The following is a 23,935-nucleotide window of genomic DNA, read 5'->3' on the forward strand; positions in this document are numbered from 1 at the left end:
GCCCCACTCCCAAAACTGTCAAACCCTTTTTTGGAAAAAAATGACAGAAAAATACAAATTTGTGAAAACAGGCCAAACGGTACGGAACCGGGGGATTTCGGCCATCATCCAGTGGTTGAGAAACAGACCGCCAACTTGGACCACGCAAACTTGCATCCAGAGGAATTCACAGCGCCCCGGATACCCGTGTAAGGAACCAAAAGCCCAATCCCATGAGGCATTAGAAACGAGATACATATATTATGTGTCACTTCAGACATCACCCGCCTGTCCCGGTGAAGAAGATTACAGTCCGTTTTTGCCTGCCTTGTTCTTGCCATTCTGGGCTGGCACATCATCGCCGCCCATCGCACCTAAGGCGGCAGGAGTCCTTCAACGGTTCGTAAAGGAAATCGCGCCATTATGGTGTCGACGGGTTCCGAATTTACCCGCGGCAATTCGCGTTTCACATCGACAAATCTTTTATGTATAAGGTTTGAGACGATGTTGCCGGAAAGAGCAACGGTCCGGGTAGACTGATTATTGGCTTTTAGGGGAGTTCTACGGCAATGGCCGGAAGAGACTTGGTTTCTATTGCAACTGTGATGGTAATTCTGGGGGGAACAACCGGATATCTGTTATCCGATCATTATTCCAACGCCTCGGATACGGCCCTGTCTGCCAGCGCTGCCGAAAGCCTCGACATGGACGGCAATGCCTCTATTACCGAGACTGCCAGTATTCCCGACATTGAACCGCGCCGTGAAACGGTCGTCCTTGAACAGGGATCGAACCTGATGGCGACACTGACCGCCACCGGCCTTGAGCGCACATCTGCCTATAATGCAATTGAAGCGCTGCGCGATGTCTTTAATCCGCGCAAACTGCGCGCCGGACAGGAATTCGATCTTGTATACGCAGCAGACGCCCAGGACGATATCGAACTTCTTGACCAACTGAGCTTCCAGCCGGACCCGGAAACCATTGTTTCGGTCTCGCGTACTGATGACGGCTATCAGGCTTCTTCGGACAAAATCGAACTGACTCCCGCGCGTAATGTTGCTTCGGGCACGATTGAGCAGAGCCTGTTTTTGGCCGCCGAGCGCAATGGCGTTCCGATCCCGGTGTTGATGGACCTGATCGAGCTTTATTCTTACGAGGTCGACTTCCAGCGTGACATCCAGCCGGGCGACAGCTTTGAAGTCATGTATCAGGAACTCAACAATGATGCCGGTGAGCGGGTTCGCTTTGGCGATGTACTTTATGCCAGCATGACACTGAGCGGTCATGAGGTTCGGCTTTATTCCTATACCGACAGCAATGGCGAGACCGACTTCTATAATCAGAAGGGTGAGTCCTATCGCCGCGCACTGATGCGGACACCGATCAACGGTGCGCGCCTGTCTTCAGGGTACGGCAAGCGCAAGCACCCGATCCTTGGCTACACCAAGATGCACAAAGGCATCGACTTTGCTGCCCCGACCGGCACCCCGATCTTTGCCGCTGGTAATGGCACGATTGCCAAGATCGGCCGCAATGGTGGTTATGGCAACTACATCCTGATCCGCCACAATGATTCCTATGACACCGCCTATGCCCATATGAACGGCTTTGCCAAGGGCCTGAAACAGGGATCGCGCGTCAAGCAGGGGGATGTGATCGGGTATGTCGGTACCACTGGTCGCTCGACCGGCCCGCATCTGCATTACGAGATCCTGAAGAACAACACCCAGGTCAACCCGATCCGCATCAAAATGCCGAGTGGCAAGACGCTCAAGGGGGATGAACTGGATCGCTTCTTGGCAGACTCCGACGGCCTTCGGAAACAATATGCCGAGCTTGCGATCAGCAACCGCAAGATTGCGAGTGCTGAGTAAGATCGAGCACCAAACATTGCTTTAAAACCCGCCCATGTGGCGGGTTTTTTGTTTTGCAAGGAAACCGACAATCGGGAAGCCGGGTTTTCGCGCTGCTGTTGGCGGGGAATGTTACCGGGGCTTTCGCATGGGAGAAACTCACGACCATGCTGCAGGCGGCACAATAGAGACAAAATACCGAAACGTCACGGTACTCTGCGAGAACAGATGACAGCGTTGGCGTTGATCAGGCAGCGTCGCGGGCGAACTGCAGCTTGGCAAGACGGCCATAGAGCGGAGAGCTTTCGAGCAATTCCTGATGTGTCCCGACCGCAACCAGTTTGCCATCATCAATCACGGCAATACGATCTGCGTGCTGCACCGTGGCAAGACGATGGGCAATCACCAACGTCGTGCGCTGGGTCATGATGGTTTCAAGCGCCTTTTGCACAACCTGTTCACTTTCGGCATCAAGCGCACTTGTGGCTTCATCAAGCAGAAGGATGGTTGGATTGCGCAGGATCGCACGTGCAATCGCAATGCGCTGACGTTGCCCACCCGACAGGCGAACGCCCTTTTCTCCAAGGAACGTATTGAAACCATCGGGCAAGCGATCAAGAAACTCGCTGGCATGCGCTGCATCGGCAGCGGCACGGACGTCGTCATCGGTCGCATCGGGGCGACCATAGCGAATATTATCCCATGCATTGGCGGCGAAGATCACTGGATCCTGTGCCACCAGACCGATACGTTCGCGCACGGCGACAGGATCGGCTGTCTTGATATCCACCCCGTCTACCCGGATGACACCGCTTGCCGGATCATAGAACCGCAGGAGCAATTGGAAGACAGTGGTCTTGCCCGCACCAGACGGACCAACAAGTGCAACTGTTTCACCCGGCTTGACCGATAGGCTGAGCCCTTCAAGGGCCGAACGGTCCGGGCGCGCGGGATAGTGGAAGGTCACATTTTCAAAATTGACGTGCCCCTGATGGGGTACGGGCATCGCAACCGGATTTGACGGCGCCTTGATTTCTGGTTCAGTCGATAGCAGCGCGACAAGCCGTTCGGCCGCACCAGCCGCACGTTGCAGGTCGCCGACGACTTCACTGATCGCGCCAACCGATCCGGCAACGACCACAGCATAGAAAACAAAGGCCGAAAGCTCACCGGCTGAAATCGTACCGTCAAGGACATCATGACCGCCGATCCACAGGATCGTGCCGACCGCCCCGAACACCATGACAATGACGATGGCGGTCAGAAGTGCGCGGGCGGAAATGCGTGCGACAGCTGTTCTGAATGCGCCTTCGACATGACCGCTGAAACGTTTGCTTTCGATTTCTTCGTGGGTATAGGCCTGCACAGTTCGCAGTGCGTTCAGCGTTTCTTCTGAAAAGGCACTGACATCTGCCACACGATCCTGGGATTCGCGCGACAGGCGACGCACACGACGACCATAGCCAACAATCGGGATCACCACCAACGGCACGACCAGCAAGACCAAGGCTGTGAGCTTGGGGCTGGTGATCGCCAGCATCGTCAGGCCGCCGACAAACATCAACGCATTGCGCAACGCAATCGAGACACTTGAGCCAATGACAGATTGCAGCAGCGTTGTATCCGTTGTCAGGCGCGAGAGCACCTCACCGGTTCTGGTGACTTCAAAAAAGGCCGAATCCAGTCGGATGATATGGCGATAAACCGCCGAACGAATGTCGGCAACCACGCGCTCCCCGATCCAGGAGACCAGGAAGAACCGCATATAGCTGGCACCTGCCAGCAGAAGCGTGACCGCAAACAGGACAAACAACGCGCGGTCAAGCAGTGCGCCGTCGCCTTCGGCAAAGCCCTCATCGACCAGCATGCGCAGACCATTGCCAAGCGCCAGCACCGTCCCCGATGCGGTTACCAGTGCAATCAACGCCCCAATCAACTGCAAACGATACTTTGTGACGAAAGGAACAATGGCGCGGAGCGACGAAAGGTTCCGGCTGGTTTCACGATCGATGAGTTTTGCAGAAGAAGTCGGTGTACGCGCCAAGGCACTTTATTCCATATGCAATGGGAACCACGCGGCCAATCAGTGATCAGCCAAGATCAAGTTTGTTACCGGTTTTGACCGCAAGATCGGCAGAGAGCTGATCATTGAGCGTGGTCGAGCCACGCGTCGAGGTCCATGTTTCGTTATCTTCATCAAAGTCATAGTGGCTTGCGCCGCTGACCGGTGAAGACAACCAAACCTGACGGTTGGGACCATGCTTGTTGATGATGAATTGTTCGCCCGAATCGAGTTCGATGGTCAGGATGCCCGACTGCAAATCGACTTCAAGGTCATCGCCCAATGCATCGTCAATAACGTCGGAAAGCGTTTCAATGGTCTCGTCTGCTATCTGATGGAAGCGGGTTTCCTCAAGGGCCACAGTCTTGTTCTCCGTCTGTCATCGGGGTCAAACGCCCCGGCAAGGCGACAATCAATTGTTGGCGCACCATACTATATAAAGTGACCTGTGCAAGTATGCATAAGCACGGTTGCGAGAAAAGCTTGAAACACGGGCCAAGCACTGCTAAACGACCGCCAGATCGCTACTGCACTCCCCTCATTTGGCGTTAATCGGATAATTACCGGTTACAGGGGTTGCGCGAGCCGATTTTTTACACTATACACCGCGCTTCAAATTCCGGAGTGATAGGCGATGAAAAAAGATATCCATCCCGATTACCATGAGATCACCGTTCAGATGACTGACGGCAGCACCTTCACCACGCAGTCGACCTGGGGCAATCCGGGCGATGTGTTGAAGCTCGACATCGATCCGAAAAGCCACCCGGCTTGGACTGGTGTTCACCGTCTTCTGGACAGCGGCGGGCAGCTTGCTAAGTTCAAAAAGCGCTTCGCTGGTTTCAATATCGGCAACTAAGCAAAGAACACGTTCTTGTGTTCTGTGGGATCAGCGCCCGTCGCATCTTCTTGATGCCGCGGGCGTTTTTCTTTGTCTAAACCCTGAATCTGCATAGCTGATAACGATAAAAAACTATAGTTGAAACAACTATTAGAAGTTATGGAGCATATGTGATGGTGGTTTTGGCATTTTTTTGCCATAATCCCCTTCGTTAGGATAAGGCAGCTTCGATTCTGCTGTCCGGTCCTGCTTGAACGCATCACCAGGCTCTTACATGAATCAAGTGACGGCACGTAACCAGGTTAGCTACGAGGTCTATGTTAAAGACCGTTCAGGCCGGTGGCAGATCCACGGCCACTTTACTGGTACGCAAAAAAAGCAGGCCGAAGAAGAAGCCAAACAGATCGAACGCGCAAATCACGTGTCGGGTGTTAAGGTTATTCGCGAGGTTTATAACCACGCGACAAACAGTTCCGACGAATATGTGGTCTACGAGACGCGCGGTCAGGGTAATCTGGAAAACACCAACCCGCAGGCAAAGCCAAAGCGTCCTTCCGCGTCAAAACCAAAAGCACAACGTCCAACCCATTCTCCAGCCCCCTCGCCTTCACAGGCTGAGAAACCAGAAGACACCGCAAGCAACTCCGCACCGGCTGCCGCGAAGAAGCCCTCAGCAGCAAGACCGTCAAATGCTCTGGCTGAAAGCCAAAGTCTGGTTGGTCTGGGGCTTAAGATGTTGGTGGCGTTTTGTGTTGCGATCGCAGTGGGTCTTGCAACCATGCTGCTTGCCGCCAAAGGACTGGAATTCCTGCCGGGAATGGGACTTAACGTCAGTCAGAGCTTCTACGACAAGATCAACTTCCTGTCCTTTACCGTTGGCTTTTTGGCCAGCGTCGTCCCGATGTTGATGGCGCTGACCAAAAAGTTCAAGGGCCGCGCCCGCAGAGCATCCAGTTCTTTCGCGCACCCGACCAAGACCAGAGCGACCCGCCCTGGCAAGAGCAAGGGTGGTGCACAAGGCTCCAGCCCTGACGCCCGGCGCAAGACAGCAGCCGAAATGGCGGCAGAGATTGAACGTGAGGATGGCGGCGAAACCGCTGATGATACGCAAGCCTCAGCCGATCAAACTGACGAACAGCAACAAGAAGAGCCCCAAGCCCCGATCGACGATACACCTGACAAGCCAATGGTCGAAACGCGCGAAATTCGCGCCACCCGCGAGCAGATGCGTGATTTCATCACGGGTTCGATAAAAGCAATCCAGCGCACAGTGCCATCGCTGGACGCCTATCACAAGTTTGGCGTCAATCTGTATGTTGCCGGGGCATGTGACGCGTGTAGCGAAAAGCACGCCCTTGATCAAAAAGACGGGCGCATTATCCTGCGCGACTGCATTTCAGCGCTTGGTGCGAACAAGAGCATGGCCGATACGTTCTGCAAGAATGTTGATGCCTATATCCTTGAGCCAAAATACAAGGATATGTACGGTGCTGGCCGCCAGTCCATGGATGCCTATATCAAGGATGAGAAGAGCATCAATTCATCGGTATCCAAGGCGCTTGCCGAATGGAGTGAGAAACCCGCTGCGGGTCCGCAAGGCGCCGCCGGCAAAAAGCTTCATGCGTTGATGTTCACCGACATTGTCAACTCCACGGCCAAAACCCAGGAACTGGGTGATCATGGCGCGCAGCAAATGGTGCATATCCACAACCAGATTGTGCGTACTGCCCTGATCAACAATTATGGCAAGGAAGTCAAACATATGGGTGACGGTATCATGGCCGTCTTCCCGTCATCGGCAAGCTCTGTTGAGGCAGCAATTGAAATCCAGAAGAACATGGCCTCGCACAATGCCAGCCAGGACCTGAAATTCCAGATCCGCATTGGTATCAATGCCGGTGAAGCCATTGCCGAAGAAAATGACCTGTTTGGCAGTGTGGTGCAGCTTGCCGCACGTGTCTGCGCACAAGCAGGAGGCGACGAAACGCTCGTGTCGGAGAATGTCAAAAATACGTATAGTGGCAGCCGGGCGAGTTTCGTTTCACAGGGCACCCGCCAGATGAAGGGCTTTTCAGAACCGATTGAGGTTTTCCAAGTTCAGGCCCGGACCTAAGCCAACCGGCAATTCTGCAAGACATCCAGTGGTTTTGGTAAAATGCTGACCACGGCCAAACCGCACTGCTGCTGTATCTGACTTTCACGACAATCATATCCGGGGAAAGAAAGCCGTTTGCCTAGCTATTGCAGCTGGCGGCAACCTGCAGCTCCATGCGCGCAGCGCGCATGTAAAGTGAATGTGCTCTGCCCATCAAATCAAGAAGCCCTGGCGAGAGAAAGCCGCATTCTTCATGGGAATCTGCAGTACAAATGCGGATATCAACCATCAGGTCATCGATGTCCACCGCATCACACCACGCAATTTCGCCTTCTTCGACGGCACGCACGGCAAGAAGCCACGCCATTGCCCGGATCAACCGCGTGGTCATGCGCATCTCTTCAACGCATTGTGCAGCAGCTTCACGGCTGCTATTTCGCCTGTTTTGCCCCCGATGTGCCGAAAGGTAATTTCGGGCCTCTACCAACAATGTAAAGGCTTCATCGTAGGTACGCGAAAAATGAACAACCGAGAAATTGCCATGATACGACGTCGGGTCGGACGCCGGTGGATGCTCGTACGTCATCTTGAATATATTGGGAAGATCATACATCGCTTCAAGGAAGGAAGCGCACAAATAGAAAGACCGCCCTCTTTCGGGGCGGTCTCACCTCAACCTGCTAAACTTGCCGGACTTTTTTTGGTTTTGTTTTTATTGTGTGCGAACTTTAGCCAGCGCTTTACAAGCGGTCAAGGCTATTCATGGCACAAATGTGACAATACGTATTAACCCGTACTATTTTGCGGATTAAGGTGCACCAAACACGACCAAACAAACGCGCATCGCACGTTTAAATAACTGAGTAGAAAGCAAAAAAGAAAAAGAACCGCCCTGAAAAGGGCGGCTCAGTTTAACAGGGAGGCATCGAAACATCACGTTCGACAAGGGGGCCATCAGATGACCCTCTAATCCACATATAAGACGGCAAGTTTAATTTTCAATTAACCCCAGGTTTAAAAAAATCATCCTCACGTCTAGTATTTGGAAGGTGGTCGCGATGCCGTTCGCCCTCGTTTCAATTTTTGAATAGCGCTTCGGCACCTGCAACTGCGCCTTTGCGATGCGTCAGCGCCTCATCCACATGTTTAATTTCGCGTTCCAGTGCGGCGCGGTAGTCTTTTAGGTTGTCGACTGACATTCCTTCGAGATTACGCGGCAGGCCAAATTCACCACCCTTGAAGATTGCGCCATCTTCTTCGTCCACGATCATCCTCCATTGTTTCCGGCCAGGCTCGGTCATTGAATTTCCTACAAGCCCTAGATAGGTATTAAACGCAGTCTTCGCCAATGAGGTCCTTTTATGTCCAACGCAGATTTTCCAGCTCGTATGAAAGCCGTCGAGATTACCAAAGATGCCGACAAACCCGCACTCGTTGTCGGAGAGATCGCATTACCGGACTATGGACCTGACGATGTTCTGATACGGGTCGCGGCCAGTGGCGTGAACCGGCCTGACCTGATGCAGGTTGCCGGCATGTATCCACCGCCGCCCGGGGCCTCGGAAATTCCCGGTCTTGAATTGGCAGGCGAGATTGTCGCCATTGGTTCAAATGTGACTGACTGGGCATGTGGCGATAAGGTTTGCGCGCTTGTCACCGGGGGTGGCTACGCGCAATATGCAGCGGTTCCAGCAGCGCAATGCCTGCCTGTACCCGACGGCCTTACGATGACGCAGGCCGCCGGGCTTCCCGAGACCTTTTTTACCGTTTGGCACAATGTTTTCGACAAAGCGGCGCTGAAGACGGGCGAGACATTTCTGGTGCATGGAGGGACGTCGGGCATCGGCACTACCGCCATACAACTTGCCAAGGCGTTCGGCGCCAAAGTCATCGCCACCGCAGGATCGCAAGAGAAGTGTCAGGCATGTCGTGACCTTGGTGCGGATGTCGCCATCAATTACAAGACAGAAGACTTTGTCGAGCAGGTCAAGGCAGCAACGGATGGCAAAGGTGCGAACGTTATTCTTGATATGGTCGCAGGTGATTATGTCAGTCGCAATTTCAAGGCAGCGGCGTTTGAAGCACGCATCCTGATCATCGCGTTTCTGCGCGGACCAAAGGCGGAAACCAATTTTACGCCCCTGTTGCTGAAACGCCTTACTCTCATGGGGTCGACATTGCGTGCACAGCCCGTTGCCAACAAGGCGGCAATTGCCAATGCCCTGCGCGAAAAGGTCTGGCCGCTGATTGAGGCGGGCAAAATCGCACCGGTGATTTACAAGACCGTACCGCTTGATCAAGCATCGGAAGCGCACGCCATATTGAAGGGTGGCGCACACATCGGAAAAGTGATACTTGAAGTCGACTGATCGCATTTGGACGAAGGTCTGATATCTTTTATCTGACCAATCCATGGCAACATGAGTATGCTTGCAGTTCGAAAAGAAATATTCTTTTTGCAACGCTGCAACAGATTGTTGCATTTACCCGCACATTGATCGAAAAGAACGCAATGGCGGGTCCGATGATGCGCAGCAACCCTTGTGGTTGACCTTGCTGCATTGCCGGACCACCAAAAGAGATTATATTCTGGGGCAAACATTCCCGCGCTTTTTGGGCCTTATACCCATTGCCGGTCTCCAGAGAGAAAGAAGGAAACAGGAGGAAATATGGCACAGCCCCTCATGCCCAAAGCAACCGCTGTATGGCTTATCGACAATACCGGCTTGTCGTTCCGGCAGATTGCTGCCTTTACCGAGCTGCATGAACTTGAAATTCAGGCTATCGCCGATGGTGATGTTGGCCAGGGTATCGTTGGTCTTGACCCGGTTGCCAATGGTCAGCTGAGCAAAGAAGAAATTGAACGCTGCGAAAAAGATCCGCGCGAACTGCTGAAAATGGCGAAATCTGATCTGCCGCGCCCGCGCGCGCAGGCAAAGGGTGCACGCTATACCCCGGTCTCGAAACGTCAGGACCGCCCGAATGCAATTGCATGGCTTCTCAAACACCATCCGGAACTTTCCGATGCACAGGTTTGCAAGCTGATTGGCACCACCAAGGACACCATTGGCAAGATCCGTGATCGGACGCACTGGAATTCAGCAAACCTTGCGCCGCGTAACCCGGTTACCATGGGTCTTTGCACCGAGCTTGACCTTGAAAAGCAGGTTGTGATCGCGCGCTCGAAGAACCCGGAAAAAATCGCCAAGGATGTCGAGCCGGATCCGCTGCCCGAAGAACTCCAGATCAATCCGGAACCGGATTATCCGGGCAAGAAAGGCGAAGAGAAGAAAGAAGAGCCGAAAACTTCCGATTATATGGAAGCGGCAGAAAACCTCTTCAAATCCTGATCAAATTCAAAGGGCCGCCCGTTGGGCGGCCTTTTTATTTCCCGATTACGCATCCCGCGCGTAAGGTTTGTTTCATAGTATTGCCGCGAAACGGTAACGCAACCGACATGGATGCCACATACCATTCGCCAGCTTTTCGAACGAACAACACCGAAGAAACGTTTCCATGCAAAAACGTCCAACCGAACGCCAGGCCGGCATCGTCGAACTTGTCCGTGCAGACGGCTTCCGCACCATCGAACAGCTTGCTGAACGCTTTGATGTGACCCCACAGACCATCCGGCGTGACGTCAATGCCCTGTGTGACGAGGGTTTGCTACGTCGTCGCCACGGTGGTGTCGAACCCGCGCTTGAACATGAAAACATCGCGTATCGGGCCCGCAAGGTCCTCAACGTCAATGACAAGCGCAAGATTGCCGCCCTTGTCGCGCGCGAGATCCCCAACGGAGCATCCCTGTTCTTTTCGATTGGTACCACGCCGGAACTGGTCGCCAATGCATTGCTGCAGCATCGAGACCTTCGGATCTTTACCAATAACCTCAATGTCGCCTATGTCGCGGCCACCAATGACAGCTTTGAAGTCACCCTGATTGGCGGGCGTCTGCGCAACCGTGACCGCGATGTTCTTGGCCCCGAGGTCGAGGCGTTCTTTAACAGCTACAAGGTGGATTACGGTATCTTTGGCGTTGGCGGAATTGATCCGGACGGCAGCCTTCTTGATTTCGATGAACAGGAAGTCCGCGCCCGGTCTGCAATTCTCAAGAATGCGCGCAAATCCTATCTGGTCGCCGATCACACCAAGTTTGGCCGCAACGCGGTTGTGCGCGGCGGCTCCATCCGCGATGTCAGCGCGTTCTTCACCGACTGCCCGCCACCCGACCATATTGAGCAGATCATTGATGAGTCTGGTGTTGCGCTCCATGTTCCCGAGGCAGGCACAGACTTCCCGACCTTTGTCATTCCCGATGATCACGACTGATCATTATACGGCAAAAAAACACCCGCTTTTGATTTCAAAAGCGGGTGCAAGGGTGCTCCGTTAACAAGGGAGCGGGAGTATGCATCGGTGATGAAGAGGTTATCTATTTCGCATATCCGATCTCTTTGAGGACCTCGGCGATTTCGGGAAGGATTGCCGGATCATCAATCGTTGCCGGGGTGTTATAGCTTTCACCATCGGCGATGGAACGCATGGTCTTGCGCAGGATTTTGCCCGACCGGGTTTTTGGCAAACGGTTGACGACTGTGGCCTTTTTAAAGGCCGCAACCGGGCCGATCTGATCCCGGACCATGGCAACAATTTCTGCCAGAATGGCGTCATGCGGGCGGGTAACACCCGACTTCAACACGACAAATCCCAGCGGCAACTGCCCTTTCAGATCATCATGGACACCAATCACAGCACATTCGGCAACATCGGGATGACCGGACAATACTTCTTCCATGCCGCCAGTCGAAAGGCGGTGACCCGCAACGTTGATAATGTCATCCGTACGCGACATGACATAGATATAGCCATCTTCGTCAATGAAGCCCGCGTCGCCAGTGGCGTAGTAGCCAGGAAACTCTTCAAGATAGGATGACTTGAAGCGATCCTCGTTCTGCCAAAGAGTGGGCAGTGTTCCCGGTGGCAACGGCAATTTGGCCGCCAGCGCACCAATCTGCCCGCGCTCAAGAGGTTTTCCGGCCTCGTCGAGAACCTGAACATCCCAGCCACAGGCCGCAACCGTCGGCGATCCGTATTTGATCGGCAGCAGTTCAATTCCGCGCGGGTTTGCACAGATTGACCAGCCCGTTTCTGTCTGCCACCAGTGGTCAATCACCGGCACACCAAGACTGTTCTCAGCCCATTGCAGGGTATCGGGATCTGATCGTTCGCCGGCAAGATAAAGGGCCTCAAGGCAGCTCAGATCGTAATTGGCCATATGGGCCGCCTTGGGATCATCGCGCTTGATCGCACGGAAAGCTGTGGGTGCGGTAAACAGGACTTTGACGTTGTGCTGGGAAATGACCCGCCAGAACGCCCCGGCATCCGGGGTCCCGACCGGTTTGCCTTCGAACATGACGGTCGTACACCCTGCCAGAAGCGGCGCATAAACGATATAGGAATGCCCGACAACCCAGCCAACATCGGATGCCGCCCAGTAAACGTCACCGGCTTCCACACCATAGATGTTTTTCATCGACCAGTGCAGGGCAACCATATGCCCGCCATTGTCACGCACAACGCCCTTTGGCTGTCCCGTCGTGCCGGATGTATAAAGCACATACAGCGGATCAGTCGCGTCAACCGGGACACAATCGGACGGGGCGGCTTTGGCGCACTCCACTTCCCAGTCATAGTCACGCCCATCTATCAACAGCGCATCACTTTGCGGGCGCTGGAAAAGAATGACGCTGTCAGGCTTGTGCTTGGCCATGGCAATGGCCTTATCAAGCAGCGGTTTGTATTCAATAACCCGGGAACCCTCGATGCCGCAGCTTGCCGTCAGGATCAGTTTCGGCTTGGCGTCATCAATACGTGTTGCCAGTTCGTTGGAAGCAAAGCCACCAAACACCACAGAGTGGATCGCACCAATACGCGCACAGGCCAGCATTGCCATCGCGGCCTGCGGGATCATCGGCATATAGATGATGACGCGATCTCCCTTGGTCACGCCGCGTGCATGCAGCGCACCCGCCAGACGGGCGACCTCGTCACGAAGATGCGTGTAGGTAAATGTTTGAACCGTATTTGTGACCGGGCTGTCATAGATCAGGGCGGGCTGATCACCACGGCCATCTTCAATATGGCGATCCAGCGCGTTGTAGCAGGTATTGACCTTCCCACCGCTAAACCAGCGGTAAAATGGTGGGTTGCTGTCATCAAGCACACGGTCCCATTTCTTGTACCAGGAAATGTTTTCAGCAGCTTCTGCCCAAAAGCCTTCCTTGTCGGCGATCGAACGTTCGTAGATTTCCTGGTAGCGACCGGTCATTGGTAAAAAACCCTCCCGCGGCGGTTTGTCTGACGTCCAGATCCGGACGCCTGCGTAGCGCTATATATGTAAATCGGCATCATAATACCGATTTAATTTGCGCATACCCCTTAGACATTGGTAGAGCCCTGTAACCCTTTGTATTCTGCGGATTACAATCACTCAAATCAGGTGCACGACTGATCCCAAACACCAGAGGATTCGTATACGTGCGCAGTACAAACATTTATGTGGGAAGTCGCCCATGGTTTTGAAGTGCATACACAAAGATGCCGCCTCATGCGTGGGCGACAGTATGAGGCGGCAAAAGCAAGAGTTAGGAAATCTGTGAGGTCGTCAAACCATTCGGGTGGCAGATCGCGCGTTCTTGCTCACGCGATTGACCATGCCCGAACGGCTAATGGGTTATTCGGTTTATCTCGTCCTTGATTTCAAGCTTGCGACGTTTAATGTCTGCGACAACGGAATCGTCGGGCGCCGGGCGGCGCGTCTCGAGGTGGAGTTCCTGCTCAAGTGCAGCATGTTTGGCAGTAAGAGCTTCGATATGGCTTTGAACGCTCATTCGCCTACTCCTTATTTCTGACATTGCCCACAAGAAGATGGTATTAATTTCGTAACATGATTTCCAGTGTTTCAATCATGATCGTGAACAGGAACACAGTCCGGTAAGGAACGGTATGACGCAAAAAGATCGACTTATCATTGGCATAACCGGCGCGTCCGGGGTGATTTACGGCATACGTTTTTTACAGCTGCTGAAGAATGCGCCAACCGAGACTCATCTGGTCCTTTCCAAAGCAGCCGAGCGCACGATCGCCTATGAAACCGATTTTAAAATCCGCGAAATCAAGGAGATGGCGAACGTTGTCCACGAAAATGCAGACATCGGCGCCCCGATTGCATCAGGTTCTTTTCGCACACGCGGCATGATTATCGCCCCATGCTCCATGAAGTCTCTGGCCGAGGTTGCAAGCGGAGTCGCGGATAATTTGATCGCACGCGCAGCCGATGTGATCCTCAAAGAGCGCAAGCGTCTGGTGCTTATGGCGCGTGAAACGCCACTTCATGCCGGCCATATCCGCAACATGGCACAGGCCACGGAAAACGGCGCCATCATTGCCCCGCCGGTCCCGGCATTTTATGCCCGTCCACAGTCACTTGATGAAATGGTGACGCAAAGCTGCGCACGCGTTCTTGATCTGTTTGAAATTGATCTGCCAGAAACCGCGCGCTGGGGCGATAGCGACGCCGCCAATCCGATCCCTGTTACCGGCAAACCCAAAACGCGCAACTGAATTGATCGGGCACTAGGCAATCCCCATTAGCCGGGTCAAATCGCCAAGTGCCTTGTCACACACCGCCTGATCAAGTTCAAACCTGTTGGGTGACAAATAGGCATGGGCAGGCGCCAGAAGGTCGTCACTGGGGACCGTTTCCACCGCATCGCAAAGAATGTGCTGCTCGATCCGTTCGGCCTGCAATTCGTCTGATTTGACTTTTTGGCGCAGTTCCTGGGCACTTGCCCTTGGATCATCACGCAAATGACGCCGCGTGTGGCGAAGTGGCTTGATCACGTTTTCGCGCCAGTCGCGCACTGCGCCTTCGAGCGAGGAAATACTGAGCGGCGCGAGCCCCTTTTGACCCAAAAAGAACATGAATAGCAGCATGTTAACATCAAGGTCGCAACGTTCCTGAAGATCAAGACACAGCTTCGCCACGCCGTCACGACCATACATCTCAACCATAAAGGCCCAGACTTCTTCCTGATCCATTCCCAACCTGCTTGTATAATTTTATGATCAGACTGTTTTCGCTGTTCGGGCGACTTTGGGCGGATGCCCAAGATAGGCACCAAGCCCCTTTGCGGTCGAGACCATCGTGCCCGCAGTATCAACAAGGCGTGGCCCGACAATAACATCTTCCATCGCAACATCGACCACCTTGCGTTGCTGCCACGCGCACACACGATCAAACTTTTGCTGCGCAATCAGATCCACCGCATGCACGCCAAAGGCCGATGCAATCACCCGGTCGCGTGGTGATGGTGTCCCGCCACGCTGAACATGGCCGAGGACCGTAACACGGGTTTCCCATCCTGTCCGTGCACCCAGTTCATCGGCCAACCAATGCCCGACCCCGCCATACCGGATTTTCTGACCATCATCACCCACCGTGACGGCAGAACCGTCATCGCGTTTGACGGCCTCGGCAACAATCACCAGGGCATGGTTTCGGCCACTTTTGCGAATATTGAGACAATGCTGGGTCAGTTCATCCAGATCATAATCCATTTCCGGAATCAGGATCACATCCGCCCCGCCAGCCACCCCGGCAAACAACGCGATATGCCCGGCATCACGCCCCATGACCTCAAGGATCATGATGCGGTCATGCGATGCCGCAGTTGGCTGCAAGCGATCAAGCGCGTCGGTCGCAACATTCACAGCCGTCGTAAATCCAATGGAATACTCTGTTTGGGCAAGATCGTTATCGACCGTTTTGGGAATCCCAACCAGATTGATGCCGCCCATTTTGGCCAGCCGATGCAAGATTGCCATGCTGCCATCGCCGCCAATCCCGATCAGCGCATCCAGACCAAGTTTGCGGTAGCCTTCTATTACCTCGTTTGACCGGTCGGCAAAACTGCCATCCGCCATCGGGTAATGGAACGGATCGCCCTTGTTCACAGTGCCCAAAATCGTCCCGCCAAGGCGCAGCATCCCGTCATTGTTGATCTGATCATTCAAATCGATCGCCTGGGGCGGATCCTGCATCAATCCATGGGTTCCCTGCCGAATGCCGACAACATCCCAACCATAACCAAGTACAGCACGCCGGACGACAGCAAGAATAACCGCATTCAATCCGGCACAATCACCGCCACTGGTCAAAACTCCGATCCGCATCTGCTTTCTTCCCAATCGTGCCAATATTGTTTTACAGGGTGGTACAAATCCTATGGGTTGCCAACATGATATCTGGTATTATCCCATCCCCTCGCATTGGTTATTAAGCTGGATCAAAAATGGACGAAATCAATCAGATCGAGATTGAAAAGAAACTTCTTTCGCTCCGCGAGGAACACCGTGATCTGGATGTGGCCATCGAACAAATGTCTCAGGCGCCACATCATGATCAGCTGCGACTCGGCCGCATGAAAAAGCGCAAACTGGCGCTTAAGGATGAAATCCTTTATGTCGAATCGCAGCTGGTGCCAGACATCATCGCCTGATTTCTGAAACGTGTACCCTGCAGTCGGAAATGCACACACCGATTTGACCGCATTTCCTGCAGTTGGAAACACGCATACGCGCGATGAACGCCCTAAGCGGAAAAAGGATTGTCAGATTCCCTGGGGAATGCGGGTCAGCTGTGCCAGATACATTTCCTTGTGCGCACGCAAGGCCGCGTCCGCCGCGATCAAAACCGATTTGGGCGTGTCACCGCTTTGCGCATGGCGCAGACCAAAAACGGGGACGACCATGATCGGTTCGTCATTGTGCACATATGGATGCTGATTAAGCCAGCGGGTGATGGCGTCCACGCGCTGCCAGATATCTTCTTCGTCGACATTGTACATCAGTGCCGCAAAGTCATTGCATCCAAGATATCCAAGATGATGCGGCGACATGATGAAATCGGCCATAATGCGACGGACATAATTGAACAAACCTTCCTTGCAGTCCTGTCCATGCCGTTGAAGAATATCATCAATATTGGCCAGTTCGCACATCAACAGCGTTCGGCTTGTACGATCCGCACCGACCAGTGACATTTCATTTTCAAGGATTTGCAAAAAGGCCGGTCGGCTGATGGCACCGGTAAAGGTATCGCGGCCTTCATTGCGCGCGAGATGCGCCTGCCGCTGTTTCAGATCGCTCAGATTCTCGGTAAGTCCGTTGATGCGCACCATCAAGCGGCCAATAGCCTGCTCTACCGCTGGCGTCACCTGATTGTCGGGTATACCCAGAACGTTTGCCATATCAAGGGTACGATAGGGTGCCTCGTCCACGCTATCTGGCACATCATTGGTATCAATGTCGACTTGATGATCCTTACTTGGCGCACGACGGCGCCCGGCATCCTTGCCATACGCAAAGATCCCATACGGGCTTGATGGATAACGTCCATCACCGCCCCCCATCGAGGGTGTCGTTGATCCTGGTCTTGTGACTTTCATGTCTGACCTTCGTGTGCTACCTGCACAGTTATATGAGATAAAGGTAAATAATAGATCAAAAACCCAACCAGTTCATCTCATTTTTATATCCCTATCCAGTATAGTTTCGTAATACCTTGGAATAGATAAAAGATTTCAGTTTCACCGCATCCGGATTTCCCGGTTTGTGCTGATCTCCAATGCATCAAGCAGGCTTGCATGATAGGGCCTGCTGCATATAATGCGGGCCTTCATGAAACCGCCCGAAAACGGAGCCGCCAATATGAGCGATCAAACCCCGGTCATCGGCATCATCATGGGAAGCCAGTCGGACTGGGAAACCATGAAAAATGCGGCTGATGTCCTTGATGCGCTGAACGTCGCGTACGAGACAAAAATCGTCTCCGCCCATCGCACACCTGATCGTCTGTATGACTATGCCAAAACGGCAAAGTCGCGCGGCCTCAAGGTCATCATTGCCGGTGCCGGCGGTGCGGCCCACCTTCCGGGCATGGCAGCGGCGATGACCCCGCTTCCGGTTCTGGGTGTTCCGGTTCAAAGCCGCACACTCAAGGGCCTTGATAGCCTGCTTTCCATCGTTCAGATGCCGGGCGGCGTTCCGGTCGGAACCCTTGCCATTGGCTCAGCCGGGGCAAAGAATGCCGGTCTAATGGCAGCCGAAATCATGGCGCTGATGGATGATGGCCTTGCAGCCCGCCTTGATGACTGGCGCGCGGCCCAAACCGCATCGGTCGCAGACGAGCCGGTCGACCCGGCACCCTGATCTCCTGATCTGAAAAAGGCGCCCCGACGGGGCGCGTTTTTGTTTGATTGCACCAGATTTGACGATTGCCCGACAGATGGGCGAGTTTTGATCGAGGAATACATGACGGATTTCGACACGCGCATCATCGCCCCGGGCAGCACCATTGGCATCATGGGCAATGGTCAGCTTGGCCGCATGGCAGCCTTCTGTGCGGCGGAGCTTGGCTATAAGGTTCATGTTTTTGGTCCGGGCGCAGACAGCCCGACCGAACAGGTCAGCGCCAAGGCAACGGTCGCCGATTACAACGACCTTGATGCGCTGCGCGCCTTCGCCAAGGATGTCGATGTTGTGACGTTTGAATTTGAAAACGTCCCGCATGACAGTGTCAAACTGCTTTCGGAAATCGTGCCGGTCCGTCCGGGCTGGAAATGCCTGCATATCTCGCAGAACCGCCTGCGTGAAAAGACGTTCTGTAACGACCATGGTATCGGTACCGCCCCGTTTGAAGCGGTACGATCACTCGCCGACCTTGAAGCCGCTGTTGCCAGGCTTGGTCGCCCGTCGGTTCTGAAAACCACCGAAATGGGCTATGACGGCAAGGGTCAGGTCAAGATTGCCGCAGATACCGATCTTGGCGAAGCATGGTCTGAAATGAACGGTTCCGAGGCCATCCTTGAAGGCTTTATCTCGTTCGAGCGCGAGATTTCAGTGATTGTTGCGCGCGGCGTTAAAGGCGACACCGCCTGCTTCTGCCCGGTGGAAAACGTGCACACCAATCACATCCTTGATGTCACCGTCGCCCCGGCCGAAATTGCCGACGACCTGTCCAGCAAAGCCGAAGACATCGCGATCAAGCTGGTCAGTGCGATGGAGTTTGTCGGGCTTCTGGCGGTTGAGATGTTTGTGACGACCGATGGTGACATTCTGGTCAACGAAGTCGCCCCGCGCCCGCACAATTCCGGCCACTGGACGATTGATGCCTGTGTCACCAGCCAGTTCGAACAGTTCATTCGTGCGGTGTGTGGCCTGCCGCTGGGCGATCCGGCGCATCATTCCAAGGCGCGTATGAAAAACCTTTTGGGTGATGACATCGATGACTGGCAGGCAATTTTGACCGAGCCGAACGCAAAGCTGCACCTATATGGCAAGGCCGAAGCAAAGCCAGGCCGCAAGATGGGCCATGTGACGTGGGTTCTGCCGAAATAAGGCACCAGCCGCCCGCTGATCTGATTAATACCCCGCCCCGGATACCAAACGTATCCGGGGCTTTTTCATATGTTTCCCATGACGTTACACGAAGCGTCACACGAAAGATGACGCGGCTGGCATTTTATGCCCAGTCGATTGGCATCCGGTTTGCTGTTGAAGGGGCAGGAAACTCTTTACGGATGACATGTGATGAAAAAGCTTCTGATCATTCTTTCACTGACACTTGGGCTGATCGCTGTTGAAAGCCGAACCAATGCCGCGATGGCGGTACCGGGGGCGGCGGGCTTTCCCGAAGTGATCGAAGGCGACAAGCTGCGTTTTGGTAATCTGATTGTCGAACTGTTTGGCATTCGCGCACCGAAACCCGGCATGATCTGCCGGGCCGGGTCGGTTGAATTCCAGTGCGGTGCTGCTGCTGCCCAAGCGCTTGATCGCATCATTGAAAACTACGCCATCAAATGCCAGCAGGTCTCGGATGTACAACTGTTCCCGATGCTGACCGAATGCCAGATGGGGCAAAATGATCTGAACCGCCTGATCCTGCGCGCCGGCTGGGCCATGGTCGATATGGTCAGCTGCGATAGCCATCCAAGCTGTGCGACTTATTTGCACGACCAGCAGTTCGCCAAGGACAACAAAAAGGGCATCTGGATGGGCACCCCGCCGTCTGAGCTGGTTGCCCTGGCCGCCAAGCCGGTCAAACATGACCTTCAGAAAACCGATGACGCCACAGCCCTTGAAAACATGCTTGAAGAAACGCGTGAGCAGGAACGTCCAGAAACCCCGATCTCCATCGATCTGGCTTCCGAGATGGAAGAAGCCAACGCACCCGACATGACGCTTCTGAGCTTCCTGACCAATACCTTCTGATCAGGCCCCGTCACAACGCCTGCAAAAGTTTCCGTGCCTCAAAACGCAAAACGCCACCTGCGGCATGCACGGTGGCGTTTTTGTTTTCCAGGGGCGTCGAAGGCTGTTTATCAGCCACCAAACTGACGACGCATCCGGGATGGCGTTGGCATACAACGCGCAACCTTTGCCCCCATCTTGAACGGCGCAGCGGCAATCTTGCCTGCCTTGCCAATTTTGGCGGTGATTTTCGGGATCTGCATGACATTGCCAATCCGGCGGTCCAGAAACGCCCAGCTATCGGCGTGACCTTCGGACGTATCATCAAGCCAATAGGCAAGCGTCGATCCATAGACACCGGCAAGCAACATGCGTTTGGTGTACCAGTTGTGATCGGTCGAGGTATCCCCAGCTGCAATCCACATCTTGTCGACCGTCCCATGGGTTAGTTTCAAGCCAAGGGCGGCATTCTGTGGCAAGGCCAGAAAGGCAAGAGCCGCACGCACGGTGTCTTTCTGATCCTCAACCAGATCAAGGCGGGTCTTGACCGCCGTCGCAATGCGATCACGAATTTTCAGGTTCTCAAGGCCCTTTTCATCAAGGGCGGTCATCATCTTGCGATCCGTCAGCTCGACATAGGTACTGATGGCCTGACGAATGCCATTGGGCAGCAAACGATCAACCTCACCCGGCGCAAGATCAAGGTCCTCTGCCCCAGCCTTTAGCGCCTGTTTGGTCCAGCCATCAAACGGCACATGCTCAAGGGCTGCCTCGACCAGTGCTCCGCGCTGGGCTTGCAGACGGGTCATGCTTTCAGTAACAGACATTCAGGCCTCCTCGTCATCAGATGCTGCGTCAGTTGTCGCCGACTGCCTAAAGTTAGTCTCGGGCGGGTTTTCGCGCAATTCCTCGTTAAATCCAAGCAACGACATATCTTCCATACGTTCGGGATACATCACCCCGATCAAATGATCATATTCGTGCTGGACAACCCGCGCATGGAAGCCACCGGCGGTGTGTTCCACACTTTCGCCCTTCTCATTTAACCCGCGGTAACGGATTTTGTTCCATCGCGGCACCACCCCCTGAAGGCCGGGGATGGACAAACACCCTTCCCAGCCATCGACGATTTCATCGCCAATCGGCTCTATTTCGGGATTAATCAGGACACTTAAAGGAACTTCACCATCATCGGGATCGTCGCTTTTGCGAAGTGCTGGCACGTAATAGACCATGATCGCCAATGATTGAAACACCTGTGGTGCCGCAAGGCCAACGCCCCCGGCATCCTTCATGGTGTCCTTCATATCAGCGATCAGGCGCTGAATTTCGGGATCAAGCGGGTCTTCGACACGGTCGGCGACGCGGCGCAGAACCGGGTGGCCCATCCGGGCAATTTTCAGGATCGACATGGCCCTATATCCAACCAAAACCGACCGTCTGTAAAGCCCCTATGCGCCCCCGGGCCGCAAAGCCTTTAATGACCAGAGAAGACCAAGGTCTGGATCGGCCAGATCAAAGCTTGCACACGCAGCAATACCGCATGCACCGCCCCGACTGTTTGCACCATATGCAGAAACAGCCAGCGACCGGCTCCAATCTCCGGGTCTTCAAGCTGGTCATGGGTGTTCGTATAGGCATTGGCAACGCATTTACTGCCCAAAGGCACATCTTCGACCGTTTCCGGATAAAGCGGTACCATCTTGGCAAGGAACGTTCCGGGCTGTGCGCGCTCGGTAATTTCAAGCAAACGATCACTTGGCCGGAACTGACCGGCGGCGATGACCGGCTGTACGTCCGTCACCACCATCGGAATAATTTCAAATGGAAGCGACGCACAGGTCACCTCTGTGATCACGCCGGGCTTAACCACCTGTGTTGCGATCTGGGCAAAGCCCGCCTGATAGATGGTTTCCCCGTCCTTTTCCGGAACCAGAATTCCCGCCGGACGCAGGACCGGGCTTACAAAGTCGCCAACCTGCAAGGCAAATTGTTGAATCTTCCCGGCCACACCTGCCCGGACCACAGTTTTGGAAAGCTCTGCCTCGGCTGACCTTAGCGCGGCCTGCGCATTGGCAAGCTGGGCAGGCAGCAGGCTTTCAAGTTTGGTTTCAATCACCGTCTTGCTGGCAAGTGCGGCATTCAGCCCACCTTGCCGGGTTGTCAGGGATACTTCCAGACGTTCGACCTCGCGGCGTGATACCGCATTGTTCCCGCGCGACAAAAGATCGGCTTTGACTTCAAGCTCGTCGCGCACCTGATTATAGGCCCCACGTGCCTGTTCGACATTGCCCTCTGCCACCGCAAGATCGGCACGGGTGACATCCATCTGGGCACGGATTTCGGCAATGCGCTGTTCAGCCATGGCAACGGCTTCGCGTTCTACGCGGTTATCAATGCGAAACAGCGGATCCCCACCGGCCACGACCTGATCATTTTCAACATAGATCTCGACCACACGCCCGCCTTTTTCCGGCAGGATCGTGACGGTTCGGAAGAACGATGACACATTCACCGTCGATGGATGGAAATAGAAAATAGTCGCAATAAGCGTGATCGTCAGGATCGCACAGGCAACAATGCCATAGCGCAGCTCGTACCAGACGGAAAACAGGGTGATTTCCTTTCCGATCCGTTTGCCCTGTTTGTAACGACGGAACAGGTAATCGGGCAGGATGGTGAACAGCGAACACAGAAGAAGCTCAAACATCTTTGGAAGCCTCCTGCGTCACAGAATTGCTTGACCCGTCCGAGTCGTTAATCACACCTTTCTTGCGGGCCATGGCTTTGACAGAGTCGGCAATCGACTGGATCGGGCTATAGAAATCCGGCACCTGCACGACTGCAATCACAAGAGCCGCCAACCAGAACAGGTTGTTATGGGTGAACAGCGCCAATAGCGTCAGGATACTGATGAGCTGGATTTGCGTGTGGTTGGCGTGATGGGCCATCCGTTCGGGCAATGAATGCAGGCTCAGATAAAGCGCACCAAGGCCAAACACGGCCAAAACCACAAACCAGACGACCATGGTGAACAAAATATCTGTTTCACCTGGGGCAGTGACAAAGAACGGCGCATGTAAAATCGCCGTTTCGCGCAGACCACCTTCCATTTCTGCTCCTCCGAGCTGCTCAAAGATCCCGCCCGGAGAACCGGGAACATCAGGTCGTTTACCCGACCCTGGTCAGGCGATAGCCGCTGTTATCTCGAAGCATTATACAACTTTTGGTTAAATTTTCGATACAATCATCACCACCGGATATTGCCGCGACCAGAACAGTGAAACCGGTTTTGTTACCCAAAGAGTTTGTCATGGGACGGCAAATAAACGCCAAAGGCGAATATCCCCTTCCCTCTTTTCTTTTTCGCCGCTTTGCACTATATACAGCCCACGGTCATTTTGGCCATACAACCAACCGGGGGGCATTCCGCACTCCGGGTGTTTTTGTTTTTTTGAAAGGAGCGTGGTTTCCGTGCAGGTAATCGTTCGCGACAACAATGTCGATCAGGCTCTGAAAGCGCTTAAGAAAAAGATGCAGCGTGAGGGCATTTTCCGTGAGATGAAACTCCGTCGCCACTTTGAAAAGCCGTCGGAGAAGAAAGCTCGCGAAGGGGCGGAAGCAATCCGTCGTGCCCGCAAGCTGGAGCGTAAGCGCATCGAGCGCGAAGGCTTCTAGTCTTTTTCACTTTCGGGGTATCTCGAACGTGACTGTACGATCGAATTTAGTTCGCTAAATTCGGACCCGTGCGCCAAACCCGCCTCGGAGCAATCCGGGCGGGTTTGGTTTTT

Annotated in this window: 25 protein-coding genes; 12 read left to right on the forward strand and 13 right to left on the reverse strand. The window is 54.1% G+C overall.

Annotation, left to right across the window (positions count from 1 at the left end):
- The first annotated feature begins 548 nt into the window (after nt 1-548).
- The gene (locus tag B2R48_RS03220; RefSeq protein WP_249742041.1) at nt 549-1,856 is read left to right on the forward strand and encodes a M23 family metallopeptidase; all 1,308 of its coding nucleotides are present in this window, start codon (nt 549-551) and stop codon (nt 1,854-1,856) included.
- Between the two features lie 226 nt (nt 1,857-2,082).
- Here B2R48_RS03220 and B2R48_RS03225 read toward each other — a convergent pair whose 3' ends face one another.
- Nucleotides 2,083-3,879 (reverse strand): ABC transporter transmembrane domain-containing protein, encoded by a 1,797-nt coding sequence (locus tag B2R48_RS03225; RefSeq protein WP_062956058.1) that lies wholly within the window; start codon nt 3,877-3,879, stop codon nt 2,083-2,085.
- A gap of 46 nt (nt 3,880-3,925) precedes the next feature.
- Nucleotides 3,926-4,258, reverse strand: coding sequence for an iron donor protein CyaY (cyaY, locus tag B2R48_RS03230; protein WP_062956059.1), 333 nt, complete (start codon nt 4,256-4,258; stop codon nt 3,926-3,928).
- A gap of 273 nt (nt 4,259-4,531) precedes the next feature.
- On the opposite strand from cyaY, the gene rpmE reads away from it, so the two are divergent.
- Nucleotides 4,532-4,756, forward strand: coding sequence for a 50S ribosomal protein L31 (gene rpmE / locus B2R48_RS03235; RefSeq protein ID WP_008891651.1), 225 nt, complete (start codon nt 4,532-4,534; stop codon nt 4,754-4,756).
- A 256-nt stretch (nt 4,757-5,012) separates the two neighbouring features.
- Nucleotides 5,013-6,851 (forward strand): adenylate/guanylate cyclase domain-containing protein, encoded by a 1,839-nt coding sequence (locus tag B2R48_RS03240; protein ID WP_296997733.1) that lies wholly within the window; start codon nt 5,013-5,015, stop codon nt 6,849-6,851.
- A 121-nt stretch (nt 6,852-6,972) separates the two neighbouring features.
- On the opposite strand, the gene B2R48_RS03245 is transcribed toward B2R48_RS03240, so the two are convergent.
- Both B2R48_RS03245 and B2R48_RS03250 read right to left on the reverse strand, forming a co-directional pair.
- A complete protein-coding gene (locus B2R48_RS03245; protein WP_348657856.1) occupies nt 6,973-7,446 on the reverse strand; it encodes a DUF1465 family protein in 474 nt (157 codons plus the stop codon).
- 463 nt (nt 7,447-7,909) lie between these two features.
- Nucleotides 7,910-8,134 carry a DUF1192 domain-containing protein gene (locus tag B2R48_RS03250; RefSeq protein ID WP_296997737.1) on the reverse strand — a complete coding sequence of 75 codons (225 nt, stop codon included), beginning with the start codon at nt 8,132-8,134 and terminating at the stop codon, nt 7,910-7,912.
- Between the two features lie 60 nt (nt 8,135-8,194).
- On the opposite strand from B2R48_RS03250, the gene B2R48_RS03255 reads away from it, so the two are divergent.
- From B2R48_RS03255 to B2R48_RS03265, 3 genes are all read left to right on the forward strand, one after another.
- Entirely contained in the window at nt 8,195-9,202 is a 1,008-nt protein-coding gene (locus B2R48_RS03255; protein WP_249742039.1) for an NAD(P)H-quinone oxidoreductase, read from the forward strand.
- Between the two features lie 300 nt (nt 9,203-9,502).
- On the forward strand, nt 9,503-10,183 hold the full coding sequence (locus B2R48_RS03260; protein WP_062956063.1) for a DUF1013 domain-containing protein: 681 nt from the start codon (nt 9,503-9,505) through the stop codon (nt 10,181-10,183).
- Between the two features lie 166 nt (nt 10,184-10,349).
- The gene (locus B2R48_RS03265) at nt 10,350-11,162 is read left to right on the forward strand and encodes a DeoR/GlpR family DNA-binding transcription regulator (protein WP_213473991.1); all 813 of its coding nucleotides are present in this window, start codon (nt 10,350-10,352) and stop codon (nt 11,160-11,162) included.
- A 103-nt stretch (nt 11,163-11,265) separates the two neighbouring features.
- Here B2R48_RS03265 and B2R48_RS03270 read toward each other — a convergent pair whose 3' ends face one another.
- On the reverse strand, nt 11,266-13,161 hold the full coding sequence (locus B2R48_RS03270) for a propionyl-CoA synthetase (RefSeq protein WP_296997743.1): 1,896 nt from the start codon (nt 13,159-13,161) through the stop codon (nt 11,266-11,268).
- A 397-nt stretch (nt 13,162-13,558) separates the two neighbouring features.
- On the reverse strand, nt 13,559-13,723 hold the full coding sequence (locus B2R48_RS03275; RefSeq protein ID WP_081944367.1) for a YdcH family protein: 165 nt from the start codon (nt 13,721-13,723) through the stop codon (nt 13,559-13,561).
- Between the two features lie 115 nt (nt 13,724-13,838).
- On the opposite strand from B2R48_RS03275, the gene B2R48_RS03280 reads away from it, so the two are divergent.
- Nucleotides 13,839-14,456 (forward strand): UbiX family flavin prenyltransferase, encoded by a 618-nt coding sequence (locus tag B2R48_RS03280; protein WP_213473989.1) that lies wholly within the window; start codon nt 13,839-13,841, stop codon nt 14,454-14,456.
- A 12-nt stretch (nt 14,457-14,468) separates the two neighbouring features.
- On the opposite strand, the gene B2R48_RS03285 is transcribed toward B2R48_RS03280, so the two are convergent.
- Nucleotides 14,469-14,933: a TIGR02444 family protein gene (locus tag B2R48_RS03285; RefSeq protein WP_296997754.1), complete on the reverse strand. Its 465-nt coding sequence runs from the start codon at nt 14,931-14,933 to the stop codon at nt 14,469-14,471.
- Between the two features lie 27 nt (nt 14,934-14,960).
- Nucleotides 14,961-16,067, reverse strand: a complete 1,107-nt coding sequence (locus tag B2R48_RS03290; RefSeq protein WP_062956069.1) for an ATP-dependent 6-phosphofructokinase — start codon at nt 16,065-16,067, stop codon at nt 14,961-14,963.
- Nucleotides 16,068-16,186: 119 nt separating this feature from the next.
- On the opposite strand from B2R48_RS03290, the gene B2R48_RS03295 reads away from it, so the two are divergent.
- Nucleotides 16,187-16,393: a YdcH family protein gene (locus tag B2R48_RS03295; protein ID WP_062956070.1), complete on the forward strand. Its 207-nt coding sequence runs from the start codon at nt 16,187-16,189 to the stop codon at nt 16,391-16,393.
- 111 nt (nt 16,394-16,504) lie between these two features.
- Here the strand turns inward: B2R48_RS03295 and B2R48_RS03300 are convergent, their stop codons facing one another.
- Nucleotides 16,505-17,341: a GGDEF domain-containing protein gene (locus B2R48_RS03300; protein WP_296997761.1), complete on the reverse strand. Its 837-nt coding sequence runs from the start codon at nt 17,339-17,341 to the stop codon at nt 16,505-16,507.
- 262 nt (nt 17,342-17,603) lie between these two features.
- Here B2R48_RS03300 and purE point away from each other — a divergent pair, with 262 nt between their 5' ends.
- From purE to B2R48_RS03315, 3 genes are all read left to right on the forward strand, one after another.
- Nucleotides 17,604-18,104, forward strand: coding sequence for a 5-(carboxyamino)imidazole ribonucleotide mutase (gene purE / locus B2R48_RS03305; protein ID WP_008891667.1), 501 nt, complete (start codon nt 17,604-17,606; stop codon nt 18,102-18,104).
- A 102-nt stretch (nt 18,105-18,206) separates the two neighbouring features.
- A complete protein-coding gene (locus tag B2R48_RS03310) occupies nt 18,207-19,292 on the forward strand; it encodes a 5-(carboxyamino)imidazole ribonucleotide synthase (protein WP_062956072.1) in 1,086 nt (361 codons plus the stop codon).
- A gap of 192 nt (nt 19,293-19,484) precedes the next feature.
- Nucleotides 19,485-20,165: a thermonuclease family protein gene (locus tag B2R48_RS03315; RefSeq protein ID WP_296997765.1), complete on the forward strand. Its 681-nt coding sequence runs from the start codon at nt 19,485-19,487 to the stop codon at nt 20,163-20,165.
- A gap of 110 nt (nt 20,166-20,275) precedes the next feature.
- On the opposite strand, the gene B2R48_RS03320 is transcribed toward B2R48_RS03315, so the two are convergent.
- The 4 genes from B2R48_RS03320 to B2R48_RS03335 all read right to left on the reverse strand — a co-directional run bounded on the left by B2R48_RS03320 (nt 20,276) and on the right by B2R48_RS03335 (nt 23,257).
- Nucleotides 20,276-20,971 (reverse strand): COQ9 family protein, encoded by a 696-nt coding sequence (locus B2R48_RS03320; protein WP_296997768.1) that lies wholly within the window; start codon nt 20,969-20,971, stop codon nt 20,276-20,278.
- Nucleotides 20,972-21,556, reverse strand: a complete 585-nt coding sequence (gene def / locus B2R48_RS03325; protein ID WP_296997771.1) for a peptide deformylase — start codon at nt 21,554-21,556, stop codon at nt 20,972-20,974.
- 65 nt (nt 21,557-21,621) lie between these two features.
- Nucleotides 21,622-22,854 carry an HlyD family secretion protein gene (locus tag B2R48_RS03330; protein ID WP_062956076.1) on the reverse strand — a complete coding sequence of 411 codons (1,233 nt, stop codon included), beginning with the start codon at nt 22,852-22,854 and terminating at the stop codon, nt 21,622-21,624.
- On the reverse strand, nt 22,847-23,257 hold the full coding sequence (locus B2R48_RS03335) for a hypothetical protein (RefSeq protein ID WP_296997776.1): 411 nt from the start codon (nt 23,255-23,257) through the stop codon (nt 22,847-22,849). The genes B2R48_RS03330 and B2R48_RS03335 overlap by 8 nt, the downstream gene beginning before the upstream one ends.
- 361 nt (nt 23,258-23,618) lie before the next feature.
- Here B2R48_RS03335 and rpsU point away from each other — a divergent pair, with 361 nt between their 5' ends.
- Entirely contained in the window at nt 23,619-23,822 is a 204-nt protein-coding gene (gene rpsU / locus B2R48_RS03340; protein WP_008891676.1) for a 30S ribosomal protein S21, read from the forward strand.
- The last annotated feature ends 113 nt before the right edge of the window (nt 23,823-23,935 follow it).

The sequence above is a fragment of the Thalassospira sp. UBA848 genome (assembly GCF_002295455.1).
GTDB lineage: Bacteria > Pseudomonadota > Alphaproteobacteria > Rhodospirillales > Thalassospiraceae > Thalassospira.